At 72.2% G+C, this 23,599-nt stretch carries 16 protein-coding genes; 4 read left to right on the top strand and 12 right to left on the bottom strand.

Annotated features, from left to right (window positions below; translation table 11 throughout):
- Window position 1: 1 nt before the first annotated feature.
- The 4 genes from BKA18_RS26380 to BKA18_RS26365 form a co-directional block, all read right to left on the bottom strand.
- Complete coding sequence (locus BKA18_RS26380) at window positions 2-1,921, bottom strand: acyl-CoA dehydrogenase family protein (RefSeq protein ID WP_366047354.1); 1,920 nt, start codon at window positions 1,919-1,921, stop codon at window positions 2-4.
- A gap of 649 nt (window positions 1,922-2,570) precedes the next feature.
- Window positions 2,571-4,031: an aldehyde dehydrogenase family protein gene (locus BKA18_RS26375; RefSeq protein WP_006602789.1), complete on the bottom strand. Its 1,461-nt coding sequence runs from the start codon at window positions 4,029-4,031 to the stop codon at window positions 2,571-2,573.
- Between the two features lie 335 nt (window positions 4,032-4,366).
- Window positions 4,367-6,043, bottom strand: coding sequence for a PucR family transcriptional regulator (locus BKA18_RS26370; protein ID WP_366047355.1), 1,677 nt, complete (start codon window positions 6,041-6,043; stop codon window positions 4,367-4,369).
- Between the two features lie 278 nt (window positions 6,044-6,321).
- Entirely contained in the window at window positions 6,322-8,508 is a 2,187-nt protein-coding gene (locus tag BKA18_RS26365) for an ATP-binding protein (protein WP_366047356.1), read from the bottom strand.
- A gap of 276 nt (window positions 8,509-8,784) precedes the next feature.
- Between BKA18_RS26365 and gabT the strand changes: the two genes are divergently transcribed.
- Entirely contained in the window at window positions 8,785-10,134 is a 1,350-nt protein-coding gene (gene gabT / locus BKA18_RS26360) for a 4-aminobutyrate--2-oxoglutarate transaminase (RefSeq protein WP_366047357.1), read from the top strand.
- A gap of 578 nt (window positions 10,135-10,712) precedes the next feature.
- Window positions 10,713-11,375, top strand: coding sequence for a phosphatase PAP2 family protein (locus BKA18_RS26355; protein WP_366047358.1), 663 nt, complete (start codon window positions 10,713-10,715; stop codon window positions 11,373-11,375).
- A gap of 47 nt (window positions 11,376-11,422) precedes the next feature.
- On the opposite strand, the gene BKA18_RS26350 is transcribed toward BKA18_RS26355, so the two are convergent.
- The 6 genes from BKA18_RS26350 to BKA18_RS26325 form a co-directional block, all read right to left on the bottom strand.
- Window positions 11,423-12,838 (bottom strand): NAD(P)/FAD-dependent oxidoreductase, encoded by a 1,416-nt coding sequence (locus BKA18_RS26350; protein WP_366047421.1) that lies wholly within the window; start codon window positions 12,836-12,838, stop codon window positions 11,423-11,425.
- Between the two features lie 20 nt (window positions 12,839-12,858).
- Entirely contained in the window at window positions 12,859-13,710 is an 852-nt protein-coding gene (locus tag BKA18_RS26345) for an ABC transporter permease (RefSeq protein WP_147248433.1), read from the bottom strand.
- Window positions 13,710-14,657: an ABC transporter permease gene (locus BKA18_RS26340; RefSeq protein WP_040898226.1), complete on the bottom strand. Its 948-nt coding sequence runs from the start codon at window positions 14,655-14,657 to the stop codon at window positions 13,710-13,712. Before BKA18_RS26340 ends, BKA18_RS26345 begins: the two co-directional genes overlap by 1 nt.
- Window positions 14,654-15,817, bottom strand: a complete 1,164-nt coding sequence (locus tag BKA18_RS26335) for an ABC transporter ATP-binding protein (protein ID WP_366047359.1) — start codon at window positions 15,815-15,817, stop codon at window positions 14,654-14,656. Before BKA18_RS26335 ends, BKA18_RS26340 begins: the two co-directional genes overlap by 4 nt.
- Before the next feature lie 55 nt (window positions 15,818-15,872).
- Window positions 15,873-17,120 carry a polyamine ABC transporter substrate-binding protein gene (locus BKA18_RS26330; RefSeq protein ID WP_366047360.1) on the bottom strand — a complete coding sequence of 416 codons (1,248 nt, stop codon included), beginning with the start codon at window positions 17,118-17,120 and terminating at the stop codon, window positions 15,873-15,875.
- 115 nt (window positions 17,121-17,235) lie between these two features.
- Window positions 17,236-18,753: a gamma-aminobutyraldehyde dehydrogenase gene (locus BKA18_RS26325; protein ID WP_366047361.1), complete on the bottom strand. Its 1,518-nt coding sequence runs from the start codon at window positions 18,751-18,753 to the stop codon at window positions 17,236-17,238.
- 201 nt (window positions 18,754-18,954) lie between these two features.
- Here BKA18_RS26325 and ybiA point away from each other — a divergent pair, with 201 nt between their 5' ends.
- Window positions 18,955-19,593 carry a riboflavin biosynthesis intermediates N-glycosidase gene (gene ybiA / locus BKA18_RS26320; RefSeq protein ID WP_366047362.1) on the top strand — a complete coding sequence of 213 codons (639 nt, stop codon included), beginning with the start codon at window positions 18,955-18,957 and terminating at the stop codon, window positions 19,591-19,593.
- A 48-nt stretch (window positions 19,594-19,641) separates the two neighbouring features.
- Window positions 19,642-20,739 (top strand): adenosine deaminase, encoded by a 1,098-nt coding sequence (locus tag BKA18_RS26315; RefSeq protein ID WP_429638654.1) that lies wholly within the window; start codon window positions 19,642-19,644, stop codon window positions 20,737-20,739.
- Window positions 20,740-20,826: 87 nt separating this feature from the next.
- On the opposite strand, the gene BKA18_RS26310 is transcribed toward BKA18_RS26315, so the two are convergent.
- Both BKA18_RS26310 and BKA18_RS26305 read right to left on the bottom strand, forming a co-directional pair.
- Entirely contained in the window at window positions 20,827-22,008 is a 1,182-nt protein-coding gene (locus BKA18_RS26310) for a polyamine ABC transporter substrate-binding protein (protein ID WP_366047364.1), read from the bottom strand.
- Window positions 22,009-22,141: 133 nt separating this feature from the next.
- On the bottom strand, window positions 22,142-23,596 hold the full coding sequence (locus tag BKA18_RS26305) for a gamma-aminobutyraldehyde dehydrogenase (protein ID WP_366047365.1): 1,455 nt from the start codon (window positions 23,594-23,596) through the stop codon (window positions 22,142-22,144).
- Window positions 23,597-23,599: the final 3 nt, after the last annotated feature.

Raw genomic sequence — 23,599 nt, 5'->3', positions numbered from 1 at the left:
CTCAGCGGATGGGCCGCCGGACGTTGTCCGTCCTGCTCGGGCCCGGGGTGGCGTCGGCGATCCAGGGGCCGTCGCCGCTGGGGTCGACGATGCCGTCCTCCAGCCAGGTGTAGTTGCCGTCGAGCACCCCGGAGACGACCTTGCGGTCGAGCTCGTCGGTGTTGGTCCACAGCCGGCCGAACAGCTCCTCGATCCGGATCCGCGCCTGCCGGCAGAACACGTCGGCCAGCTGCTGCGCCTCGCGCCCGTGGTCGTCGGTCTCCCGCAGGTACTCGGCGCGGACGCAGGCGGCGCTCATCGCGAACAGCTCGGCGCCGATGTCGACGATCCGGCCGAGGAAGCCCTGCTTGGTCTCCATCCGGCCCTGCCAGCGGGACATCGCGTAGAACGTGGAGCGGGCGAGCTTGCGGGAGGTCCGCTCGACATACCGCAGATGCCCGGCGAGCATCCCGAACTCCTGGTACGTACGCGGGAGTTGGCCCGGACCGGCGACGAGCTTGGGCAGCCAGCGGGCGTAGAACCCGCCGGCCTTGGCCGCCGCCCGGCTCTTGTCGGCGAGGGTCTTGTCGGGGTCGATGAGGTCGCCGGCGACCGACAGATGGGCGTCCACCGCCTCCCGGGCGATCAGCAGATGCATGATCTCCGTGGAGCCCTCGAAGATCCGGTTGATGCGCATATCGCGCAGCAGCTGCTCGGCCGGGACCGCGCGTTCGCCGCGGGCGGCGAGCGAGTCGGCGGTCTCGAAGCCGCGGCCGCCCCGGATCTGGACGAGTTCGTCGGCGATCAGCCAGCCCATCTCGGAGCCGTAGAGCTTGGCGAGGGCGGCCTCGATGCGGATGTCGTTGCGGTTCTCGTCGGCCATCTGGGAGGAGAGGTCGACGACCGCTTCGAGGGCGAAGGTGGTGGCGGCGATGAAGGAGATCTTGGCGCCGACGGCCTCGTGCTTGGCGACCGGGCGGCCCCACTGCTCGCGGGCCCCGGACCACTCGCGGGCGATCTTCAGGCACCACTTTCCGGAGCCGACGCACATCGCGGGCAGCGACAGCCGTCCGGTGTTGAGGGTGGTCAGCGCGATCTTCAGGCCGGCGCCCTCGGGGCCGATGCGGTTCGCGGCGGGGACCCGTACCTGGTGGAAGCGGGTGACGCCGTTCTCCAGGCCGCGCAGGCCCATGAAGGCGTTGCGGTTCTCGACCGTGATGCCCGGCGCGTCCGCCTCGACCACGAACGCCGTGATGCCGCCCTTGTGGCCCTCGGAGGCGGGCACCCGCGCCATCACCACCAGCAGGTCGGCGACCACACCGTTGGTGGTCCACAGCTTCACGCCGTCGAGCACGTACTCGTCGCCTTCCGGGACGGCCACGGTCGCCAGCCGGGCCGGGTCCGAACCGACGTCGGGCTCGGTCAGCAGGAACGCCGAGATGTCCGTCCGCGCCAGGCGCGGCAGGAAGGTCTCCTTCTGCTCCTTGGTGCCGAACAGCTTCAGGGGCTGCGGTACGCCGATCGACTGATGCGCGGAGAGCAGCGCGCCGATGGCGGGGCTGGCGGTGCCGACCAGGGCCAGCGCCCGGTTGTAGTAGACCTGGGTCAGCCCGAGGCCGCCGTACTTCGGGTCGATCTTCATGCCGAGCGCGCCGAGCTCCTTGAGACCCTTGATGGTCTCGTCCGGAATCGTTCCCTCGCGCTCGATCCGGGCGCTGTCGATCTTCGTCTCGCAGAACTCACGCAGCGTGGCGAGGAATTTCTCGCCGCGGCGCACGTCGTCGACCGCGGGGGTGGGGTGCGGATGGATGAGGTCGAGCCGGAAGCGCCCCAGAAACAGTTCCTTGGCGAAGCTGGGCTTGCGCCAGTCCTGCTCGCGGGCCGCCTCGGCGACCTGGCGTGCTTCGCGCTCGGAAACGTTGCGGATGGATGGAGCGGTCATCAGGAGCTCACCTCGCCGCGGGTTCGGGAGTTCAGCGCCGGCGGCCGGTCGGTCGCTGGACAGCGCTACTTGTGAGAGTTACCCGATCCGCACGGGTTGCACCACTGGAGGTACGAGGAGAAGCCGGCGCAAGGGCGCCGGTGCGCCATGGGAGGCCTGCGCCCCGGCACCGGTCCCTGAGGACTCGCGGGCCTCGGCCCTTCGGGGGGTGGGGCACGGCGCCGGTGGAGTGGGGGCGGTGTCGCACCGCCCGGCCGGCGTGAGACCGTCCGCGGCTAGGGGGTGTCTCTTCGGTCTCCGTGGATCAGCCTGCGGCGTCTGGTGCCGTGCATCGCAAGGCGGAGCGTCTCCCTCGGACTGGGTGTCCGTGGGTGATGCGACAACGCCGCGTGGGGGTACCCCCAGCGTTAGCTGGGGGAGTGCGGTGCCAGGCGCCGCAGGCCCACGGAGATCGGAGAGACACCCCCTACGGGCGCGACGCCTGCCGCCGCACCCGCCGCGGGCCGGAACGGCGGACGCGGCGCGCTCCGCACAGAGTGCCGGAGCGCGCCGCGCCGGGGGCCGGCGCCGGAGCGCCGGCCGTGGCCCGGAGGGTGATACGACCCGAGGACGGCCGTCGCTGTCCACCTGGCCGGGCCGGGCCGGTGGGTTACAGCGCGAGTCCGGTGAGGACCATGACCCGCTCGTAGGTGTAGTCGTCCATCGCGAAGCGCACGCCCTCGCGGCCCACCCCGGACTGCTTGACGCCGCCGTACGGCATCTGGTCGGCGCGGTAGGACGGCACATCGCCGATGATCACGCCGCCGACCTCCAGCGCACGGTGGGCGCGGAACGCGGTCTGCACATCGTGCGTGAACACGCCCGCCTGCAGGCCGAACTTGGAGTCGTTGACGGCCGCGAACGCCTCGTCCACGCCCTCGACCTTGGTCAGGGTGAGCACCGGGCCGAAGACCTCTTCGCCGGCGAGGGTGGCACCGGCGGGCACGTCCGCCAGCACGGTCGGCGCGTAGGAGGCGCCGTCGCGCTTGCCGCCTGCGAGCAGCTTCGCGCCGCGCTCCACGGCCTCGTCCACCCAGGACTCGACGCGCTTGGCGGCGTCCTCGCTCACCAGCGGGCCGACCTCGGTCGCGTCGTCGGAGGGGTCACCGGTGACCTGCGCCTCGACGGCCGCCACGATCTTCGGCACCAGCCGGTCGTAGACGGACGCGTCGGCGATCACCCGCTGCACCGAGATGCAGGACTGGCCGCCCTGGTAGTTGGAGAAGGTGGCGATGCGCTGCGCCGCCCAGTCCAGGTCCGCCTCGGAGGAGAAGTCCGGCAGGACGACGGCGGCGCCGTTGCCGCCGAGCTCCAGGGTGCAGTGCTTGCGCGGCACCGAGTCGAGGATCGCGTAGCCGACCTTCTCGGAGCCGGTGAAGGAGACGACCGGCAGCCGCTCGTCCTGAACCAGCGCCGGCATCCGGTCGTTGGTCACCGGGAGGATCGACCAGGAGCCGGCCGGCAGGTCGGTCTCGGCCAGCAGCTCGCCGATGAGCAGACCGGAGAGCGGGGTGGCCGGGGCCGGCTTGAGGATGATCGGGGCGCCGGCGGCGATGGCCGGGGCGACCTTGTGGGCGCAGAGGTTGAGCGGGAAGTTGAACGGGGCGATGCCCAGCACCGTGCCGCGCGGGAAGCGGCGGGTCAGCGCGAGCCGGCCGGCGCCGCCCGCGTCGGTGTCCAGCCGCTGCGCCTCGCCGCCGTTGAAGCGGCGGGCCTCCTCGGCCGCGAAGCGGAACACGGACACGGCCCGGCCGACCTCGCCGCGCGCCCACTTCATGGGCTTGCCGTTCTCCGCGGAGATCAGCCGGGCGATCTCCTCCGTACGCTCCACCAGCCGGCGGTGCACATGGTCCAGGGCGGCGGCCCGCACATGCGCGGGGGTCGCGGCCAGCTCGTCCTGAACGGCGACGGAGGCCGCGATGGCCTCCTCGACCTGCGCCTCGGTGGGGACGCTCACCGTGCCGACGAGACGTCCGTCCCAGGGGGAGGTGACATCGAAGGTGGCCTCGCCGGTGGCCTTGCGGCCGGCGAGCCAGAAGGCGGTGGGGGCTGCATCAGTGGGGATCGGCACAGTGGAACCCGGCCCTTCAGACGTGGTGGGTGGTGCGCATGGCTCAGCGAGCGCCTCTGCGGTTTTGACTCTGCACCCAAGGTAGGGGGACGGCGGCGCCGTGGCGTTTGTCCGTAGCGGAGTAATCGGCAGGCCGGTCTCTCCGTGGTGGAGGGGGTGGACGGAGTGGGTCCGGGGCGCGGCGGAGAGGGCGTACGGGACGGGTCCGCGGTGCGCGGCCGAGGCGGCGGACGGAGCAGGCGGACCGGCCGTCGCGGGGAAGGCGACCGTCACGCGGTGCGCGACCGAGGGGGCTCACGCAGCAGGCGGACCGGCCATCACAGGGAAGGCGGCCGTCACAGGGAGGGCGACGAGCCCGCCCCGCCCTCGTTGCCCTCGGACGTCGAGGTCGCCTTCAGCGCCAGCCACAGCTCCATCCGGACATCCGCGTCGTCCAGCGAGCGCCCCAGGATCTCCTCCACCCGCCGCATCCGGTAGCGCAGGGTGTGGCGGTGGACGCCCAGGTCGGCGGCGGCCGCGTCCCACTGGCCGTGCCGGGCGAGCCAGGCCCGCAGCGAGGCCACCAGGTCGCCGCGGCCGGTCGCATCGTGCTCGCGCAGCGCCCGCAGCAGCCCGTCCGCGAAGGCACGGACCGCGTCGTCGGCGAGCAGCGGCAGCACGGATCCGGCCGCCACGTCCTCGTGCTCGACCAGCGCCCGGCCGCGCCGGCGGGCCACCGACAGCGCCTGTTCGGCCTGGCGGTAGGCGTGGGCGGCGGCCATCGGTCCGGTCGGCGCCGACAGCCCGACGGCGACCGTCTCGCGCCGCCCGCTCTCCCCGCGCCCGGCCCGGCCGCGCGCACGCGGCTGCGCGCCGGCGCGGGCCTCGGCCTCGGCGGCGTAGGCGGCACAGGCGGCCGCGGCCGCGCCGCCGTCCGCGACCAGCACGATCAGCCGGCCGCCGTCCGGCACGGCGAGCAGCGCCTCACCGGTCCGGGCGGCCGCGGAGTCCATCGCGTCGGCCAGCCCGTCGAGGCCCCTCGGGGAGACGGCGCCCCCGGCCGCACCCGACGACTGTTCCTCGGCGGGCACCGGCTCGGCGACCACCACCCGGAACGGCGCGTCCAGCAGTCCGCCGTAGAGCCGCCCGGCCACCGCCCGCGCGTGGTCCGGCTCCCCCGCGAGCAGCATCTTCAGCACCGCCGCGCCCAGCCGCGCCTCGGCGTCCTGCAGCGCCCTGGACCGCTCGGTGGTCAGGGTGAGCAGCGCCACCGCGGAGTGCACGGCGTAGCGCTCGGCCGTGCCGAGCGGCGCGGCGGTGCCCACCGCGAGCACCCCGCGGGCCCGCCGCCCGGTGCCCAGTGACTGCAGTTCGACCCGGTCGTCGCCTTCGGTGTCGCTGACCACGGAGCTGGCGGGGGCGGGCCGCTCGCGCAGCCGCCCGACGTCCTCGGCGAGCCGGGCCGCGCGCCGGGCCGCCCAGTCGGGGGCGGCGGCGACCACGGCGCCCGAGGCGTCGTAGAGCGCGGCCCAGCCGTCCAGATGGGCCGCGAGCCGGGCCAGGAGTTCGGCCGGACCCTCGGCGCCGAGCGCCGCCCGGGTCAGCTCCCGCTGCGCCTCGAACCCCGCGGTCACCGCGCGGTACTGGTCGGCGGCGACGGCCGCCGAGACCGCCTTGCTGATCGCGATGAACGGTGTCCTGCGGGGCACCCCGAGCAGCGGCAGCCCCTGCTCCCCGGCCGCCTCGACCAGCGCCGCCGGCACCCCCTCGTAGTTCACCCCGACCGCGAAGCCCAGCCCGACCACCCCGGCCTCGGCGATCCGCCGCACATAGCTGCGGGTCGCCTCCGCGTCCTCCGCGTCCAGCTTGAGCGCGGTGATCAGCAGCAGCTCGCCGCCTTCCATGTACGGCACCGGATCGATCAGCTCACTCGCGTGCGCCCAGCGCACCGGCACGTCCAGCCGCCCCTCGCCCGCGAGCACGGTCAGCTTGAGCGCGGTGTGGTTGACCAGGGAAGCGAGCGTGTGCGGCATGGGACCTTCGTGACGTCGACGACTGCGGGGGACGGACGGTCGACAACCGGTCACCGGCAGGGCCGGGGGACCGGCCGCCGACCCGTCTATTTTCGCCGCCCCGTATGAACGGCCGGTGTCGATTCTGCCTCAGCGGAGGAATCCGGGGGACCCACGGGCCGGATATTCCCGCCGCCTCCGGGGGCACGCCCCGCACCCGGGCCACCGGACGGCGCGCCGCCGCCTGCCCTGGATGCACCGGGCCGCCCCGGCCGGCGTCCGCCCCCGCGTCCGCCCCCTCAGGACCGCAGATCCACCAGCACGGGCGGCGCATGCTCCCCCGCCACCGAGGTCACGGAGAGCACGGCATGCCCGGGCGGCAGCGAATTGGCGAGGTCGGAGGCGGACCAGCGCTCCCGCTCGACGGTGCGGACGGTGACGGCCTTGGCGGTGGGCGCCTTGCCGGTGACCAGGTGGCGGAAGAGGTGGAGCGCCTTCATCGCGGCGCCCTCGGCAATGATTTGACGATCCGTCACATCTCGGGTCTCCACCCACTCCTTGCCCCACACCTCGGCGAACCGGGCGCCGTCCCAGGTCGTCACGCCCGCGAACGCCATCCGGCAGCCCACCGAGCCCAGCAGCGTGCCGCGCAGCGCGTCGGGGACGTCGTCCAGCGAGCGCAGCGTCAGCACCGCCCCGGCGTTCGCCGAGCGCAGCCGCTGCAGACCGCGCAGCGCCTCGGCGGTGATGGTGTGGGCGGCCTCGTCGAGGACCAGGCAGGCGAACACCGAGCGGTCGCCGCGGGCCACCGCGCACTCGGTGAACTGCGCCAGTACCAGCCGGGCGAGGATCCGCGAGGCCTCCGCATGGCCGCGCTCGGGGAGTTCGATACGGACCCGCAGCGGATGGTCCAGGGCGCGCAGCGAGACCTGCCGGGTGCCCCCGGTGGGGTCGAAGAACGCGGCGAAGGCGGGCCGGTCCAGGAGGGCGATGCGGTCGGCGAGGAGCACGCCGAGGTCGCCGGGGCGCTCCGACTGGCGGGCCCGTGCGTCCAGTTCGCGCAGCAGGGTCTGGGCGCCGGTCTCCTCCAGGGCGGCGCGCAGCGCGGACATCGCCCGGGGCGCGCCGTCCAGCAGTTCGCGCAGCTCGGGCACGGTGGGGAAGCGGTCGTGGGCGGCCGCGAAGGGGCCGAGCAGCTGGGCCAGTGCGGTGGCGGCGCGCCGGCTGTCGCCGCCGGGCAGTTGCTCGGCGAGATCACCGACCAGCGCCTCGGCGAGGATGCCGGCCGCTTCGTCGGGGTCCGTGGTGCCGCCGTACAGGTCGAGGTCGCACTCCGGATCGGGGCGGCCGATCCGGACCACCACATCGAACGCGTCGTCGGCACCGAGGTCGGAGCCGGCGGGGCCGACCACGACCACCGCGCACTGCCCGGCCAGCGCCTGCAGGCACATCGACTCGACGACGGGTTTGACGACCCGGGTGGTCTTGCCGCTGCCGGCCGGCCCGACGGCCAGCAGCGAGGTCCCCAACAGCGCCGGTTCCAGGGCGCATCCGGCGAGCCGGTGCTGATACGGGTTGCGGGGGTGGTCGGCGGCGGTGCCGATGCGGACCTGGTGGGCGAGCAGATCGTGGTGGGCGGTCCGGCGGGCCAGATCGCGCCGGCCCGAAGGGTGCGCACAGGCCGCCGCGCCGTGCCGGAGCACGGTGTCGGTGAAGGAGGCCAGGGAGTTCTTGCCGGACCGCACCGAGTGCCAGGCGCGCTCGATCCTGGCCACGTCCACATCGTTCATCCGCCCGGCGCGCGCCTCGGCGGCGAGCTTGTCGGCCGCGTCCGCGGCGCCGTGTGCCCGCAGTTCGGGCCACTGGGCCCGGTCGGCGGCGGGCTGCGGCCTGGGGGCGGGCGCGCCCTTGCGCATCCGGCCGAGGGCCGGTCCCAGGAAGCGGCGGGCGAGTTCGGGCCAGCGGCCGAGGCGGCCGAACACGACGGCCAGCAGCGCCAGCACCAGGCCGTAGTAGAGGTAACTGGCCCCGACAAAGATCATCTTGTCGCCGCCGGCCGTCCGCCAGGAGTCCGGCGTCAGCAGGAGCAGCGGCCAGAGCCAGTAGCTGCCGAGGTACTGGTTGTACAGCAGCGACCACAACAGCCACCCGCACAGGAACGAGATCACCGCGCCGCTGATCAGCTGCCGCGCGGGGACCCGGTCGGGATCGGCCGCGGCCCGGGGCCGGTGGCCGAAGGTCCAGATACCGGGCGCGGCGGCCGGGCGCGGGGTCCGCAGCCAGCCCAGCAGGGGCGGTTCGGCGGCGGAGCCGGCGGGCGCGGGGCCCGGCGGGGCGGCGGGCACGGCCGGCACGGCCGGCGGGGCGGCGGGTGGCGGCGGGGTGGGCGGTGCCGCGGGGCGCGGCACCGCGGCGTCGGGTCGGTGCGCTCCGCCGGGCGGCCGGGGAGCGGTCTCCTGTGCGTCCTGCGTGCCCTCGGTGTCCATCCGGTGCCCTAGTCCCCCTTGAGCCGTGGGCTGCTGCGTCGTTGCGCCGCGGCCGCGTCGTCGGGCCGCGCTGCCATTGTCATGCCCGCGCTGGTGTCTGCCACTGCCGGGCGCGCCGTCGCTCAATCTACTGGCCGGGGGCCGCCGCTATGTCCGGTGCGGACAACGCAACACGCGCACTTCTCCCGAACGGAACATGCCAGAGCCGCCCGGCCGCCCCTAGCCTGCGAGAACAAGACCTTTGTACGTCGTCCCGTTCCACCCCAGGAGACTGCCATGACCGAACTGTCCGGAGGCCCCGCCCTCCCCCAGGAGCGTCGCGTCGTCACCGCGATCCCCGGCCCGAAGTCGCAGGAGCTGTGGGCGCGCAAGCAGGCCACGGTGGCCGGTGGTGTCGGCGCCGTGCTGCCCGTCTTCGTCAAGCGCGCGGGCGGCGGCGTCCTGGAGGACGTGGACGGCAACTCCCTGATCGACTTCGGCTCCGGCATCGCGGTGACCTCGGTCGGCAACAGCGCGGAGGCGGTCGTCCGCCGGGCCACCGCGCAGCTGGCGGCCTTCACCCACACCTGTGCGATGGTCGCGCCGTACGAGCCGTACATCGAGGTCTGCGAGCAGCTGGCCGAGCTGACGCCGGGCGACCACGCGAAGAAGTCGGCGCTGTTCAACTCCGGTGCGGAGGCCGTCGAGAACGCCGTCAAGATCGCCCGCGTGCACACCAAGCGCCAGGCGGTCGTCGTCTTCGACCACGGCTACCACGGCCGCACGAACCTCACGATGGCGCTCACCTCCAAGAACATGCCGTACAAGCAGGGCTTCGGCCCGTTCGCGCCCGAGGTCTACCGCGTCCCGGTGGCCTACCCCTACCGCTGGCTGACCGGCCCGGAGAACTGTGCGCAGGAGGCCGCGGACCAGGCCATCTCGCAGATCACCAAGCAGATCGGGGCGGAGAACGTCGCGGCGATCATCATCGAGCCGGTGCTCGGTGAGGGCGGTTTCATCGAGCCCGCCAAGGGCTTCCTGCCCGCCCTCGCGAACTTCGCGAAGGAGAACGGCATCGTCTTCGTCGCGGACGAGATCCAGTCCGGCTTCTGCCGTACCGGCCAGTGGTTCGCGTGTGAGGACGAGGGCATCGTCCCGGACCTGATCACCACCGCCAAGGGCATCGCGGGCGGTCTGCCGCTGGCCGCGGTCACCGGCCGCGCCGAGATCATGGACGCCGCGCACGCCGGCGGCCTGGGCGGCACCTACGGCGGCAACCCGGTCGCCTGCGCCGCGGCGCTGGGCTCGATCGAGACCATGCGCGAGCAGGACCTGAACGCCAAGGCCCGCCGGATCGGCGAGATCATGAAGCCGCGGCTGACCGCGATCGCGGAGAAGTACGACATCATCGGCGAGGTCCGCGGCCGCGGCGCGATGATCGCGATCGAGCTGGTCAAGTCCGGCTCCAAGGAGCCGAACCCGGAGGCCACCGCCGCGCTGGCCAAGGCCTGCCACCAGGAGGGCCTGCTGGTACTGACGACCGGCACGTACGGCAATGTGCTGCGCTTCCTGCCGCCGCTGGTCATCGGCGAGGACCTGCTGAGCGAGGGCCTGGACATCCTCGAAGGCGCCTTCGCCACGATCTGAGCGGCAGACCGACGGCGGAGCAGCGCTCCGCGGGAGGCACCCGGCGCGGCCCGGGGCACGGCTGATGCCGTGTCCCGGGCCGCGGCCCGTTGGGCCCCTCTCCCCACCCCGCTCTTTGCCCCTCCCTTTGAGGATTTCTGCGCTCATTTCTGTGCGAACACGCGTAGGTGGAGGCATGGCGTGAAGAAGATGTGCGGGGCCGATGGCGGGCGGGTGATGCGGCTGTCGGGCGCGGTCGTGGTGCCGTACGGTTTCTGCAGATGAGAGAAACACCCCGCTCGCAGGGGACTGCGAGCGACGCCCGGTCGGCGCTTCCCCGGCTTCGACCAGGCCGTGCCCTCGCGCACAACACCGGAACCCCTGGCACTGGGAACTCCGGGAATCCTCACCGATCGGATGTCCGCCCGCCCCAGACCCCCCGGGGCGCGCGGGACACCGGTCACCACGGCCGCCTCGGAACCACCCCCCCTGTTCCGAGGCGGCCGACCCTTTTCCCGGGCCCCGCGGAGCCGTCCGGCCCCGGCCCCCGCCGCCTGTCCCCGCTGTCGGTCTGTGCGGTCAGTGCGTTGCTCTTCGCCGTGCTCACCTGGCAGGTGGCCGAGCACGGCCCGCTGCGCGCGCTCGACGAGCGGCTCGGCCGCGCCGTGGCCTCCGGCGGCCTCCCCGCCGGACCTGCCGGGTTCTTCGCCGATCTCGGCAATACGGCGGTGGCGCTGCCGGTGCTGTCGGCGGTCCTGGTGTGGGCCCTGTGGCGGGGCCGGCGCGCAGCGCGTCGCCGGGCGGCCGACGGCGGCGCTCCCCCGCGCTGGTGGCTGCCCCCGCTCGCGGCCGGCCTCACGGCGGTGGCGGTGCCCGCGCTGGTGGTCCCGCTCAAACTGTGGCTCGCCCGGCCGGGCCCGCCGCAGATGGCGGGCGCTGCGCACGAGGGCTTCTATCCGTCGGGCCACGGCGCCACGGCGGCGGTGCTCTACGGCCTGGCGGCGCTGCTGCTGTTCCGCGGCCGGCGGCGGACCGCGGCCACCCGCCCGGTCGTGCCGGCGGTCGTCGCCGCCGCGGTCGTCCTGCTCGATGCGGCCGTCGGCACCGGCCTGGTGCGCCGCGGCTATCACTGGCCGCTGGACGTGCTCGGCAGCTGGTGTCTGGCCGGGGTGCTGCTCGCCGTGTGGTGTGCGGTGTGCGACCGGTGGTCGGGCGGACGACGGGGCGTGGGTGCCCAGGGGCGGCCGGCGGGGCGCCCGTAGACCCGAGGGGGCGGACGGCGCACGGCCGGCCGCCCCCTGGCCGGGCGTCAGCTGTCGAAGCCCAGCCCCGCCTTGTCCATGGCCTTCAGCCACAGGTTGCGGCGTCCGCCGTGGGTGTCGGCGCGGGTCATCGACCACTGGGTGATCCCGATGCCGGCCCAGCGCAGCGGCTCCGGCGGGAACGGCAGCGGCTTGCTGCGGACCATCTCCAGCTCCGTGCGCTCGGTGCGCTCGCCCGCGAGCAGATCGAGCATCACCTCGGCGCCGAAGCGGGTGGCGCCCACGCCGAGGCCGGTGTAGCCGGTGGCGTAGGCGACCCGGCCGGCGTGCGCGGTGCCGAAGAAGGCGGAGAAGCGCGAGCAGGTGTCGATGGCGCCGCCCCAGCTGTGGGTGAAGCGCAGCCCCTCCAACTGCGGGAAGCAGCGGAAGAAGTGCCGGGCGAGCTTCTCGTAGGTGGCCGGGTGGTGGTCGTATTCGGCGCGTACGCCGCCGCCGTAGCGGTAGACGATGTCGTAGCCGCCCCACAGGATGCGGTGGTCCTCGGTGATGCGGAAGTAGTGGAAGTGGTTGTTGGAGTCCGAGAGGCCCTGGCGGTTCTTCCAGCCGATGGCGGCGAGCTGTTCGTCGGTCAGCGGCTCGGTCATCAGGGCGTGGTCGTAGACCGGGACGATGTACGGGCGGACCCGCTTGACCAGGGACGGGAAGGCGTTGGTGCCCAGCGCGACATGGCGGGCGAAGACCCGGCCGTAGGGGGTGCGGACGGCCATGCCCGTACCTTGTGAGGCGAGCGCGGTGGCGCGGGTGCGCTCGTAGATGCGGACGCCGAGGCCGAGGCAGGCCTTCTTCAGGCCCCAGGCGAGGCGGGCCGGGTTGAGCATGGCGACGCCGTCGCGGTCCCACAGTCCGGCGCGGAAGGTCGGTGAGTCGACCTCGGCGCGCAGGGCGTCCTCGTCGAGGAAGGTGTGCCGGTCGAGGCCGAGCTCCGCGGCGTCCTCGGCGAACTCCTGGAGTTCGGCGACCTGGTGGGGCTCGGTGGCGATGTCGATCTCGCCGGTGCGCTCGAAGGCGCAGTCGATGCCGTAGCGGGCGACGGCATCCCCGATGGCGTCGAGGTTGCGGATGCCGAGCTTTTCGAGGGTGGCGAGTTCACCGGGCCAGCGGGCCAGGCCGTTGCCGAGGCCGTGGGTGAGGGAGGCGGCGCAGAAGCCACCGTTGCGCCCGGAGGCGGCCCAGCCGATCTCGGCGCCTTCGATGAGGACGACGTCGCGCGCGGGGTCGCGCTCCTTGGCGATCAGCGCGGTCCACAGTCCCGAGTAGCCGCCGCCGACGACCAGCAGATCGCAGGTCTCGTCGCCGACGAGGGCGGGCAGGGCGGCTGGGCGGGCGGGGTCGTCGAGCCAGAAGGGGGTGGGGGCGGCGTCCGCGAGCGCATGGACCGGGGACGCCCCGGGCGTGTGCGGCATGGCAGCTCGTGCCATGGTTCTCAGCTCCTCTTCTTGCGGCGGTTCCCGGCCAGTTGACCGGCGAGTACGCACAACACCGCGACCAGGAACATCGCGGTGCCGATGACGTTGATCTGCACGGGCGTGCCCCGCTGTGCCGATCCCCAGACGAACATCGGGAAGGTCACGGTGGAGCCGGCGTTGAAGTTGGTGATGATGAAGTCGTCGAAGGACAGCGCGAAGGACAGCAGCGCGCCGGCCGCGATGCCGGGGGCGGCGATCGGCAGCGTCACCCGCAGGAAGGTCTGGACGGGTGAGGCGTAGAGGTCCTGGGCGGCCTGTTCCAGGCGCGGGTCCATGCTCATCACCCGGGCCTTGACGGCGGTGACCACGAAGCTCAGACAGAACATGATGTGGGCGATGAGGATCGTCCAGAAGCCGAACTCGATGCCCATGTTGAGGAAGAGGGTGGCCAGCGAGGCGGCCATGACGACCTCGGGCATCGCCATCGGCAGGAAGATCAGGGTGTTGACGCCGGAGCGGGCGCGGAAGCGGTAGCGGGCCAGCGCGAACGCGATCATGGTGCCGAGGACGGTGGCGCCGACGGTGGCCCACAGCGCCAGCTGCAGGCTCAGGCCGAGCGAGCCGCACAGGTCGGCGACGCCGCACGGATCGCGCCAGGCGTCCGTGGAGAAGTGCTGCCACTGGTAGTTGAAGCGGCCGTTGGGCTTGTTGAAGGAGAAGACCAGCACCACGAGGTTGGGCAGGATCAGATAGCCCAGCGTGGCGAGGCCCGCCATCACGACGATGTTGCGGCGCAGCCAGCGCAGGCCCCGGTTCGGGGTGCGGGCCGCGGGGGCCTGGGAGTCTTTCGTGGTCTCGTGGACGGCCATCAGACCAGGTCCTCCGTCCCGGACTTGCGGATGTAGAGGGTGACCATGGCGAGGATGGCCGCCATGAGGATGAAGGAGAGCGCGGCCGCGGTCGGATAGTCCAGGACCCGCAGGAACTGGGACTGGATGACGTTGCCGATCATCTTCTGGTCGGTGGAGCCCAGCAGTTCGGCGTTGATGTAGTCACCGGCGGCCGGGATGAACGTCAGCAGGGTGCCGGCGACGACACCGGGCATCGACAGCGGGAAGGTCACCCGGCGGAACGTGGTCGACGGGCGGGCGTAGAGGTCGCCGGCGGCCTCGTGCAGGCGCGGGTCGATGCGCTCCAGCGAGGTGTAGAGCGGCAGGACCATGAACGGCAGGAAGTTGTAGGTCAGTCCGCAGACCACCGCGAGCGGGGTGGCCAGCACCCGGTGCCCCTCGGTGATGCCCAGCCAGCTGGTGACGTCCAGGACGTGCAGCGAGTTCAGCACGCCGACGACCGGCCCGCCGTCGGCCAGGATCGTCTTCCAGGCGAGCGTACGGATCAGGAAGCTGGTGAAGAACGGGGCGATGACCAGGATCATCACCACATTGCGCCAGCGGCCCGCCTTGAAGGCGATGAGGTAGGCCAGCGGATAGCCCAGGACCAGGCAGAGCACGGTGGCGATGCCGGCGTACGCCATCGAGCGGACGAACTGCGGCCAGTATTCGCCGAGCGCGTCCCAGTAGGTGGCGAAGTGCCAGGTGACCTTGAAGCCCTCTTCGAGGGAGCCGGTCTGGATCGAGGTCGACGCCTGGTAGACGAGCGGTGCGGCGAAGAAGACGATCAGCCACAGGATGCCGGGCAGCAGCAGCCAGTAGGGGACCAGGCGCTTGCGGACGGGGGTCTTGCGGAGGACGGGGGACTCCGCCTCGGCCGGCCCGTCCGGTGGCGCGGGTGAGACGGTGGTGATCACTGGTGTCATGCCGCCTCCTCGTCGAGGTCCGCGCCGGCCTGGATGTCCTGGGCGGCGTCCAGACCGAAGGTGTGCGCCGGGCTCCAGTGCAGCACGATCTCCGCGCCGGGGACGAGGCGGCCGTCGCGCTCGATGTTCTGCTCGTAGACGGCGAGTTCGCCCAGGCCGGGCACCTCGACGACGTACTGGGTGGAGACGCCGATGAAGCTGGCGTCCTTGATGCGGCCGGGCAGCCGGTTGTGGCCTTCGGTGATCGACCCGGCGTCGTCGCCGTGCTTCAGCGCGACCTTCTCGGGCCGCACGCCGGCCAGCACCTTCTCGCCCGTACGGGCCGAGGCGCTGCACCGGGCGGCGGGCAGCCGCAGTTTGGCGTCACCGGCCTTGAGCAGCAGCTCCTCGCCGCCGGCCTCGACGACCTCGGCCTCGATCAGGTTGGAGGTGCCCAGGAAGTTGGCGACGAAGGTGGTGCCGGGGTTCTCGTAGAGGTCGGCGGGGGCGCCGAGCTGTTCGACCCGGCCGCCGTTCATCACGGCCACGGTGTCGGCCATCGTCATGGCCTCCTCCTGGTCGTGGGTGACGTGCACGAAGGTGATGCCGACCTCGGTCTGGATGCGCTTGAGCTCCAGCTGCATCTGGCGGCGCAGCTTGAGGTCGAGGGCGCCCAGCGGCTCGTCGAGGAGCAGCACCTGGGGGTGGTTGATCAGCGCCCGGGCGACCGCGACGCGCTGCTGCTGGCCGCCGGAGAGCTGCTGCGGCTTGCGGCGCGCCATCGGCCCGAGCTGGACGAGGTCGAGCATCTCCTCGACCTGCTTCTTGACGGACTTGACGCCGCGGCGGCGCAGGCCGAAGGCGACGTTCTCGTAGATGTCCAGGTGCGGGAAGAGGGCGTAGTTCTGGAAGACGGTGTTGACCTGGCGCTTGTAGGGCGGCAGGGCGGTGACGTCCTGGCCGGACAGCTCGACGGTCCCGGTGGTCGGCTCCTCCAGCCCGGCGATCATGCGCAGGGTGGTCGTCTTGCCGCAGCCCGAGGCGCCCAGCAGCGCGAAGAAGGAGCCCGTGGGGACGGTCAGGTCGAGCGGATGGACGGCGGTGAAGGAGCCGTAGGTCTTGCTTATCCCGTGGAGGCGGACATCGCCGCCGCTGCTCTGGGGGGTCGCGGTCTTCGTCATGTCGGTCGTCCCGTGGGTCGGTGGGCGAAACGGCTCGGGCGGGCCCGGAGGGGGGTCAGGCGCCGCTGAGTTCGGAGAACTTCTGGGTGAACGCCGTGTTCTCCTTGGCGGACAGGGCACGGAAGGAGTGGGAGCGGGCGGCCATCTCCTTGTCCGGCAGGATCAGCGGGTTGTCGGCCGCGCTCTTGTCGATCTTGGCCAACTCCTCGCGTACCCCGTCGACGGGACAGGCGTAGTTGATGTACGCCGCGAGCCGGGCCGCCGCCTTCGGCTCGTAGAAGTAGTCGATGAGCCGTTCGGCGTTCTGCTTGTGGCGGGCCTTGTTCGGCACCATGAGGTTGTCGGTGGAGACCATGTAGCCGGACTTGGGGATGGCGTAGGCGATGTCCGGGTTGTCGTTCTGCAGCTGGACGACGTCACCGGCCCAGGCCACACAGGCGGCGAGGTCGCCCTTGTCCAGGTCGTTGGTGTAGTCGTTGCCGGTGAAGCGGCGGATCTGCTTGGAGTCGACGCCCTTCTGGAGCCGGGCGATGGCCGCGTCGTAGTCGTCCGCGGTGACGTCCTCGGGCCGCTTGCCCATGTCCAGCAGGGTCAGCCCGATGCTGTCGCGCATCTCGGAGAGGAAGCCGACCCGCCCCTTGAGCTGCGGGTCCTCCAGCAGCTGGCTGACCGAGTCGACCTTCTTCCCGCCGGTGGCCTTCTTGTTGTACGCGATGATCGCCGGGATGCCCTGCCAGACGTAGGAGTGCGCGCGGCCCGGGTCCCAGGCGGGGTCGCGGTACTGCCCCGAGAGGTTGGCGTAGGCGTGCGGCAGGTTGGCCGGGTCCAGCTGCTGGATCCAGCCCAGGGAGATCATCCGGGCGCACATCCAGTCGGTGAGCACGATCAGGTCGCGGCCGGTGTCCTGGCCGGCCGCGAGCTGCGCCTGGATCTTGCCGAAGAACTCGTCGTTGTCGTTGATGTCCTCGGTGTATTTGACGGCGATTCCGGTGCGCCGGGTGAAGCGGTCCAGCGTCGGACGGTGCTTGCCGTCCTTGCTGACGTCCATGTACTCGGTCCAGTTGGAGAAGTTGACACGCTTCTCCGCCGCGGAGTGGTCCTCGCTCCGGCCGGCGTCCGTACGGCCGGCGGGCGGGATCCCGCACGCCGACAGGGCGCCCAGCCCGCCGGCCGCGGCCGCCATGGCACCGCCGGCGCGCAGCAGGGAGCGGCGGGTCATGGCGAGCCGGCCGTCGGTCATACTGCGGCGCACGGCGGCGAGTTCGACCGGGGACAGGGGTTCGGGCTGCTCGTGGTGCTCCATGCGCGGTGCCCTTTCAGGGGTGAACCCGGCACTGGGCCGGTGGTGACGAAGCCGCGCGGCGCGGGCCGCAGGGGTGGCGGCGGGGCCGGCCCGCCGCCGTCCGGGGGGACGTCCGTTACGGACGGTCCCCGAAGATCGTGCGGTGCCAGTCCTTCCGTGCCACCGCGGTGTTGTCGTACATGACGTGCTTGACCTGGGTGTACTCCTCGAAGGAGTAGGCCGACATGTCCTTGCCGAAGCCGGAGGCCTTGGCGCCTCCGTGCGGCATCTCGCTGATGATCGGGATGTGGTCGTTGACCCAGACGCAGCCCGCGTTGATCTCGCGGGTGGCGCGGCCGGTGCGGTAGACGTCCCGGCTCCAGACGGAGGCGGCCAGCCCGTAGGGGGTGTCGTTGGCCAGCGCGATGCCCTCGTCGTCGCTGTCGAAGGGCAGCACGACCAGGACCGGGCCGAAGATCTCGGACTGCACGATCTCGCTGTCCTGTGCGGCTCCGGCGATCAGCGTGGGCCGGTAGTAGGCGCCCTTGGCCAGCCCGCCCTGGGGAGCCTCGCCTCCGGTGACGACCGTGGCGTACGCGCGCGCCCGGTCCACGAAGCCGGCCACCCGGTCGCGCTGGGCGTGCGAGATCAGCGGGCCCAGGTCGGTGGACGAGTCGAAGGGGTCGCCGAGCCGCACGGTCGCCATCAGGTCGGCGACGCCGCTGACGAAGGCGTCGTAGAGGGGGCGCTGGACATAGGCGCGCGTGGCGGCGGTGCAGTCCTGGCCGGTGTTGATCAGTGCCCCGGCGACCGCGCCGTGCACGGCGGCCTCCAGGTCGGCGTCGTCGAAGACGACGAAGGGGGCCTTGCCGCCGAGTTCGAGATGCAGCCGCTTGACGGTGCCGGTGGCGATCTCGGCGACCCGCTTGCCGACGGCGGTCGAGCCGGTGAAGGAGGTCATGGCGACGGAGGGGTGGCCGACGAGGCGCTCACCGGCGTCCCGGCCGGCGCCGGAGACGATGTTGAGCGCCCCGTCGGGCAGCCCGGCGCGCTGGGCGGCCTGCGCGAACAGCAGCGAGGTGAAGGGGGTGATCTCGGCCGGCTTGAGGACGATGGTGTTGCCCGCGGCGAGGGCCGGCAGCACCTTCCAGGCGGCCATCTGGAGCGGGTAGTTCCACGGTGCGATGGAGCCGACGACGCCGATCGGCTCGCGGCGGATCACGGAGGTGTGGTCGGGGCTGTATTCGCCGGCCGCCTTGCCCTCCAGATGCCGGGCGGCGCCCGCGAAGAACGCGGCGTTGTCGATCGAGCCCGGTACGTCGAACTCCTCGCTGAGCTTGATCGGCTTTCCGCAGTTCAGCGACTCGGCGCGGGCGAGGTCGCCGGCGTCCTCGGTGAGCGCGGCGGCGAAGCGGTGCAGGGTGTCGGAGCGCTCGCCGGGCGTGGCACCGCCCCAGTCCGCGAACGCCCGCCGTGCGGCCTCGACGGCCGCGTCCACCTCTGCCCCGCCGGCGAGTTCGTAGGAGTACACCGTCTCGCCGGTCGCCGGGTCCACGACGTCCTGGGTACGGCCGGAACTGCCGCTCCGGAGACTGCCTGCGATGAATTGCGCGCCCTCGGCGAACCGCTCGGTGGCATCGAACCGCTGATCCATGGTGCACTCCTCCGCCGGGCGCCGGGGCCGCTCAGCGGCACTGCCTGGCGTAGCTATTTCCGGAATCGATGGCCGATCCTGGCAGAGGAACGCAACCTCAACAAGTGATTCCGTTGTTGCCTTTTGGTTACACGACGAAATCTGTTCTTTGCCTGGCCACGGCCCCGACACGTTGTCAGTGCCCGCTGACAGAATCCCGGCATGATGCACGACCACACGGGGACCACCACGGAGGACGCCACCTCACCCGCCGCCGACGGGCCGCGCTCGGTCGACGAACTGCGCCGGGCGACGGCCGCCGGGAAGCACCCGACGTACGTCTTTTTCTGGGGCCACAGCCCGCGGCGCGACGGCAGCCTCGGCGCCGGCTGTTTCAGCCAGTGGTGGCCCTCCCCCTTCACCGTCGACGGCGTCCGCTACGCCACCGCGGAGCACTGGATGATGGCCGGCAAGGCCCGGCTGTTCGGCGATGCGGAGGCCGAGCGGCGGGCGCTCGCGGGGCGCCACCCCCGGCAGGCCAAGGATGCCGGGCGGACGGTCCGCGGCTTCGACGAGGAGACCTGGCAGCGCCGGCGCTTCGCCCTGGTCGTCGAGGGCAGCACGCACAAGTTCCGGCAGGACGCCGCTCTGCGGGAGTACCTGCTGGGCACGGGGTCCCGGGTGCTGGTCGAGGCCAGTCCGCTGGACCGGATATGGGGCATCGGCCTGGCCGCCGACGACGAGCGGGCCGCCGACCCGGCGCGCTGGCGGGGCCTGAACCTGCTGGGCTTCGCGCTGATGGCGGCCCGGCAGCAGCTGCGGGAAGAGGGGGGCGGGCAGTCGGAGGGCAGGCCGTCGTAGGCCAGCGCCGGGGTCGCTCCTGCGGGCCGTTGCGTCATCCCCCGCACCATGACCGCCCCGCCCCGCATAGCATGGCCGGGCCCCTCCGCGCACTCCGGCGCACCCTTTGACCAGGAGGAACCGTTGTCCGATCTCGATGCCTTCATCACGGGCCTGCCCAAGGCGGAGCTGCACGTCCACCACGTCGGATCGGCGTCCCCGCGTATCGTCTCCGAGCTGGCGGCCCGCCACCCCGACTCCGCCGTCCCCACCGACCCCGATGCCCTGGTCGACTACTTCACCTTCCGCGACTTCGCCCACTTCATCGAGGTCTACCTCTCCGTCGTGGACCTGATCCGCGATGCCGAGGACGTCCGGCTGCTGACGTACGAGGTCGCCCGGGACATGGCCCGGCAGCAGATCCGCTACGCCGAGCTGACCGTCACCCCCTTCAGCTCGACCAGCCGCGGCATCCCCGACGCCGCGTTCGTCGAGGCGATCGAGGACGCCCGCAAGGCGGCGGAGTCGGAGCTCGGCGTGGTGCTGCGCTGGTGCTTCGACATCCCCGGCGAGGCGGGCCTGGCGTCGGCGGAGGAGACCGCCAGGATCGCCTGCGACCTGCAGCCCGAGGGCCTGGTCTCGTTCGGCCTCGGCGGCCCGGAGATCGGGGTGTCGCGCCCGCAGTTCAAGCCGTACTTCGACCGCGCCCGCGCGGCCGGACTGCACTCCGTCCCGCACGCCGGGGAGACCACCGGCCCCGAGACGATCTGGGACGCGCTCCGCGAGCTGGGCGCCGAGCGCATCGGCCATGGCACCAGCGCCACCCAGGACCCCGCGCTGCTGGCCCATCTCGCCGAGCACCGCATCCCGCTGGAGGTGTGCCCCACCTCCAACATCGCCACCCGCGCGGTGCGCACCCTGGACGAGCACCCGCTCAAGGAGATGGTCGACGCGGGCGTGCTGGTCACCATCAACAGCGACGACCCGCCGATGTTCGGCACCGACCTCAACACCGAATACGGCGTCGCCGCCCGCCTGTTGGGCCTGGACGCGCAGGGGGTGGCCGCCCTCGCCAAGAACGCCGTCGAGGCCTCCTTCATGGACGCCCCCGCGAAGGCCCGGCTGGCGGCCGAAATCGACACGTACACGGCGTCCTGGCCCGCCTAGCCAACGGGACGGTGGCGCCCTGACCGCCCGTCCGTCGTCCCCCGAACCGCACCCGAGACCGGCGGGACGACGGGCGGGCGGGGCCCCCTACAACCCCACGATCCCGTTCCACTCCTTGGCGAACTCGGTGCGCTCGGCGGAGGTGATGTCGCGGGCGATGGCCAGCCGCTTGCGCATCGCGTCGTCGGGGAAGATCAGCGGATCCTCGGCGAGGGCGGCACGCTCCTTGTCCTTGGAGGACGCGAGGACCTCGCGCGCGGCCGGCACGGGGCAGACGTAATTGACCCAGGCGGCCAGCTCCGCGGCCACCGCCGGCTCGTAGTAGTAGTCGATCAGCCGCTCGGCGGTGCGCTTGTGTGCCGCGAGGTTCGGGATCAGCAGGCTCTCCGCCCAGAGTTCGGCGCCCTCCTGCGGCACCACGAACTCGATGTCCGGGTTGTCGGCCTGCAGTTGGATCACATCGCCCGAGTAGGCCTGGGCGGCGAGCACGTCCCCGGAGTCGAGGTCCTTGATGTAGTCGTTGCCGGTGAACCGCCGGATGTGGCCGCGGCTCACCAGCCGGCGGATCCGGTCGGTCATCCGGTGGAAGTCGTCGGCCGTCCAGCGGGTGATGTCGACGCCGTCGCCCTGCATCAGCATCGCGAACGATTCATCGAGCCCGGAGAGCAGGGTGACCCGGCCGCGCAGGTCGTCCTGCCACAGATCCGAGGTGTGCCTGATCTCCCGGCCGAGCCTGCGGCGGTTGTAGGCGATACCGGTGATCCCGGACTGCCAGGGCACCGAGTGCCTGCGGCCCGGGTCGAAGTGCGGGGTGCGCAGCTGCGGATCGAGGTACCGGGCGACATGCGGCTGGGCAGCCCGGTCCATCTCCTGCACCCAGCCCAGCCGGACGAGGCGGGCGCACATCCAGTCGCTCATGACGATCAGATCGCGGCCGGTGCTCTGGTGGTTCATCAGCGCCGGGCCGATCTTGCCGAAGAACTCGTCGTTGTCGTTGATCTCCTCGGTGTACGTGACGGAGATCCCGCTGCGCCGCTCGAACGCCGCCAGGGTGGGCCGGCGCTGCTTGTCGTGGTCGTCGACGTCGATGTAGAGCGGCCAGTTCGCGAAGGTGAGCCGGGGGTCGTGCGCGGACCGGTCCGGGCCGGTGCGGTCCGCCGCCCTGACGTACGCGGGCGGCACCCCGCATCCGGTCATGGCGGCCAGCGCCCCGGTCACCCCTGTCGCTCCCGCACCCCGGAGCAGCGCACGCCGCGAAAGATCAGCCATGGCGAGCACTCTCACGCGCCGCGGGCGGAGGCGGCAAGAGACAGAGCGTCCATTGCCGGGCCTCCGCCCGCGACGGTGTGTCGGGCGTGCCGTGCCGCCCGACGGGGTCAATTCCCCGGTGAAGCCTGCCGGTTCAGCCGCCCAGCGAGGTCATCACGTGCTTGATGCGGGTGTAGTCGTCGAAGCCGTAGGACGACAGGTCCTTGCCGTAGCCGGACTTCTTGAATCCGCCGTGCGGCATCTCGGCGACTAGCGGGATGTGGGTGTTGATCCACACACAGCCGAAGTCCAGGCTCCGCGACATCCGCATGGCGCGGGCGTGGTCCTTGGTCCACACCGAGGACGCCAGCGCGTACTCGACGTCGTTGGCCCACTGCACCGCCTGCTTCTCGTCGGAGAAGGACTGGACGGTGATGACCGGGCCGAAGACCTCGTGCTGGACGATCTCGTCGTCCTGCTTGAGGCCCGAGACGACGGTCGGGGCGAAGAAGTAGCCCTTCTCGCCGACCTGCTCGCCGCCCGCCTCGATCTTGGCGTGCGCGGGCAGCCGCTCGATGAAGCCCTTGACCTGCTTGAGCTGATTGGCGTTGTTCAGCGGGCCGTAGAGCACGTCCTCGTCGTCGACCGCGCCGGTCTTGGTCTCCGAGGCGGCCTTGGCCAGCGCGGCGACGAACTCGTCGTGGATGGACTCGTGGACCAGCACCCGGGTCGCGGCCGTACAGTCCTGGCCGGCGTTGAAGTAACCGGCGACGGAGATGTCCTCGACGGCCTTGGCGATGTCGGTGTCCTCGAAGACGACGACCGGCGCCTTGCCGCCCAGCTCCAGATGGACCCGCTTGAGGTCCTTCGAAGCGGACTCGGCGACCTGCATACCGGCACGCACCGAGCCGGTGATCGAGGCCATCGCCGGGACCTTGTGCTCGACCATCAGCCGGCCGGTCTCGCGGTCACCGCAGAGGACGTTGAACACGCCGCGGGAGTGGCCCAGTTCGTCCAGCACGCTGCCGATGATGTCGGCGATCAGCACCGTTGAGGCGGGCGTGGTGTCGGACGGCTTGATGACCACGGTGTTGCCCGCCGCCAGCGCGGGGGCGAACTTCCACACGGCCATCATCATCGGGTAGTTCCATGGCGCGACCTGGGCGCAGACGCCGACCGGCTCACGGCGGACGATGGAGGTGAAGCCGTCCATGTACTCGCCGGCCGAGCGGCCCTCCAGCATCCGGGCGGCCCCCGCGAAGAAGCGGATCTGGTCCACCATCGGCGGGATTTCCTCGGAGCGTACGAGGGCGATCGGCTTGCCGCAGTTCTCGGACTCGGCGGCGATCAGCTCCTCGGCCCGCTCCTCGAAGCGGTCGGCGACCTTGAGCAGCACCTTCTGGCGCTCGGCGGGGATCAGGTCGCGCCACGCGGGGAAGGCGGCCTCGGCGGCAGCCATCGCCGCGTCCACGTCGGCGGCGCCCGAGAGCGGGGCGGTGGCGTAGGCCTCGCCCGTCGCGGGGTTGACCACCTCCGTGGTCCGCCCGTCGGCGGCGTCCCGGAACTCCCCGTCGATGTAGTTGCGCAGACGACGCAGTGCGGTGGTCACTGT

It is taken from the genome of Streptomyces auratus (assembly GCF_050433025.1).
Classification (GTDB): domain Bacteria; phylum Actinomycetota; class Actinomycetes; order Streptomycetales; family Streptomycetaceae; genus Streptomyces; species Streptomyces sioyaensis.
Note: the sequence above shows the minus strand (reverse complement) of the source record. Positions and strands in the feature narration are given on the sequence as shown.

Bases quoted from the DNA above. Each gene is read 5' to 3' on its own strand.
- BKA18_RS26370 (WP_366047355.1), bottom strand. From the start codon at position 6,043: ATGCCGCACACGCTCGCTTCCCTGGTCAACCACACCGCGCTCAAGCTG.
- BKA18_RS26345 (WP_147248433.1), bottom strand. From the start codon at position 13,710: ATGGCCGTCCACGAGACCACGAAAGACTCCCAGGCCCCCGCGGCCCGC.
- BKA18_RS26335 (WP_366047359.1), bottom strand. From the start codon at position 15,817: ATGACGAAGACCGCGACCCCCCAGAGCAGCGGCGGCGATGTCCGCCTC.
- BKA18_RS26340 (WP_040898226.1), bottom strand. From the start codon at position 14,657: ATGACACCAGTGATCACCACCGTCTCACCCGCGCCACCGGACGGGCCG.
- gabT (WP_366047357.1), top strand. From the start codon at position 8,785: ATGACCGAACTGTCCGGAGGCCCCGCCCTCCCCCAGGAGCGTCGCGTC.
- BKA18_RS26315 (WP_429638654.1), top strand. From the start codon at position 19,642: ATGACCGCCCCGCCCCGCATAGCATGGCCGGGCCCCTCCGCGCACTCC.
- BKA18_RS26365 (WP_366047356.1), bottom strand. From the start codon at position 8,508: ATGGACACCGAGGGCACGCAGGACGCACAGGAGACCGCTCCCCGGCCG.
- BKA18_RS26380 (WP_366047354.1), bottom strand. From the start codon at position 1,921: ATGACCGCTCCATCCATCCGCAACGTTTCCGAGCGCGAAGCACGCCAG.
- BKA18_RS26350 (WP_366047421.1), bottom strand. From the start codon at position 12,838: ATGCCGCACACGCCCGGGGCGTCCCCGGTCCATGCGCTCGCGGACGCC.
- BKA18_RS26330 (WP_366047360.1), bottom strand. From the start codon at position 17,120: ATGGAGCACCACGAGCAGCCCGAACCCCTGTCCCCGGTCGAACTCGCC.
- ybiA (WP_366047362.1), top strand. From the start codon at position 18,955: ATGATGCACGACCACACGGGGACCACCACGGAGGACGCCACCTCACCC.
- BKA18_RS26325 (WP_366047361.1), bottom strand. From the start codon at position 18,753: ATGGATCAGCGGTTCGATGCCACCGAGCGGTTCGCCGAGGGCGCGCAA.
- BKA18_RS26310 (WP_366047364.1), bottom strand. From the start codon at position 22,008: ATGGCTGATCTTTCGCGGCGTGCGCTGCTCCGGGGTGCGGGAGCGACA.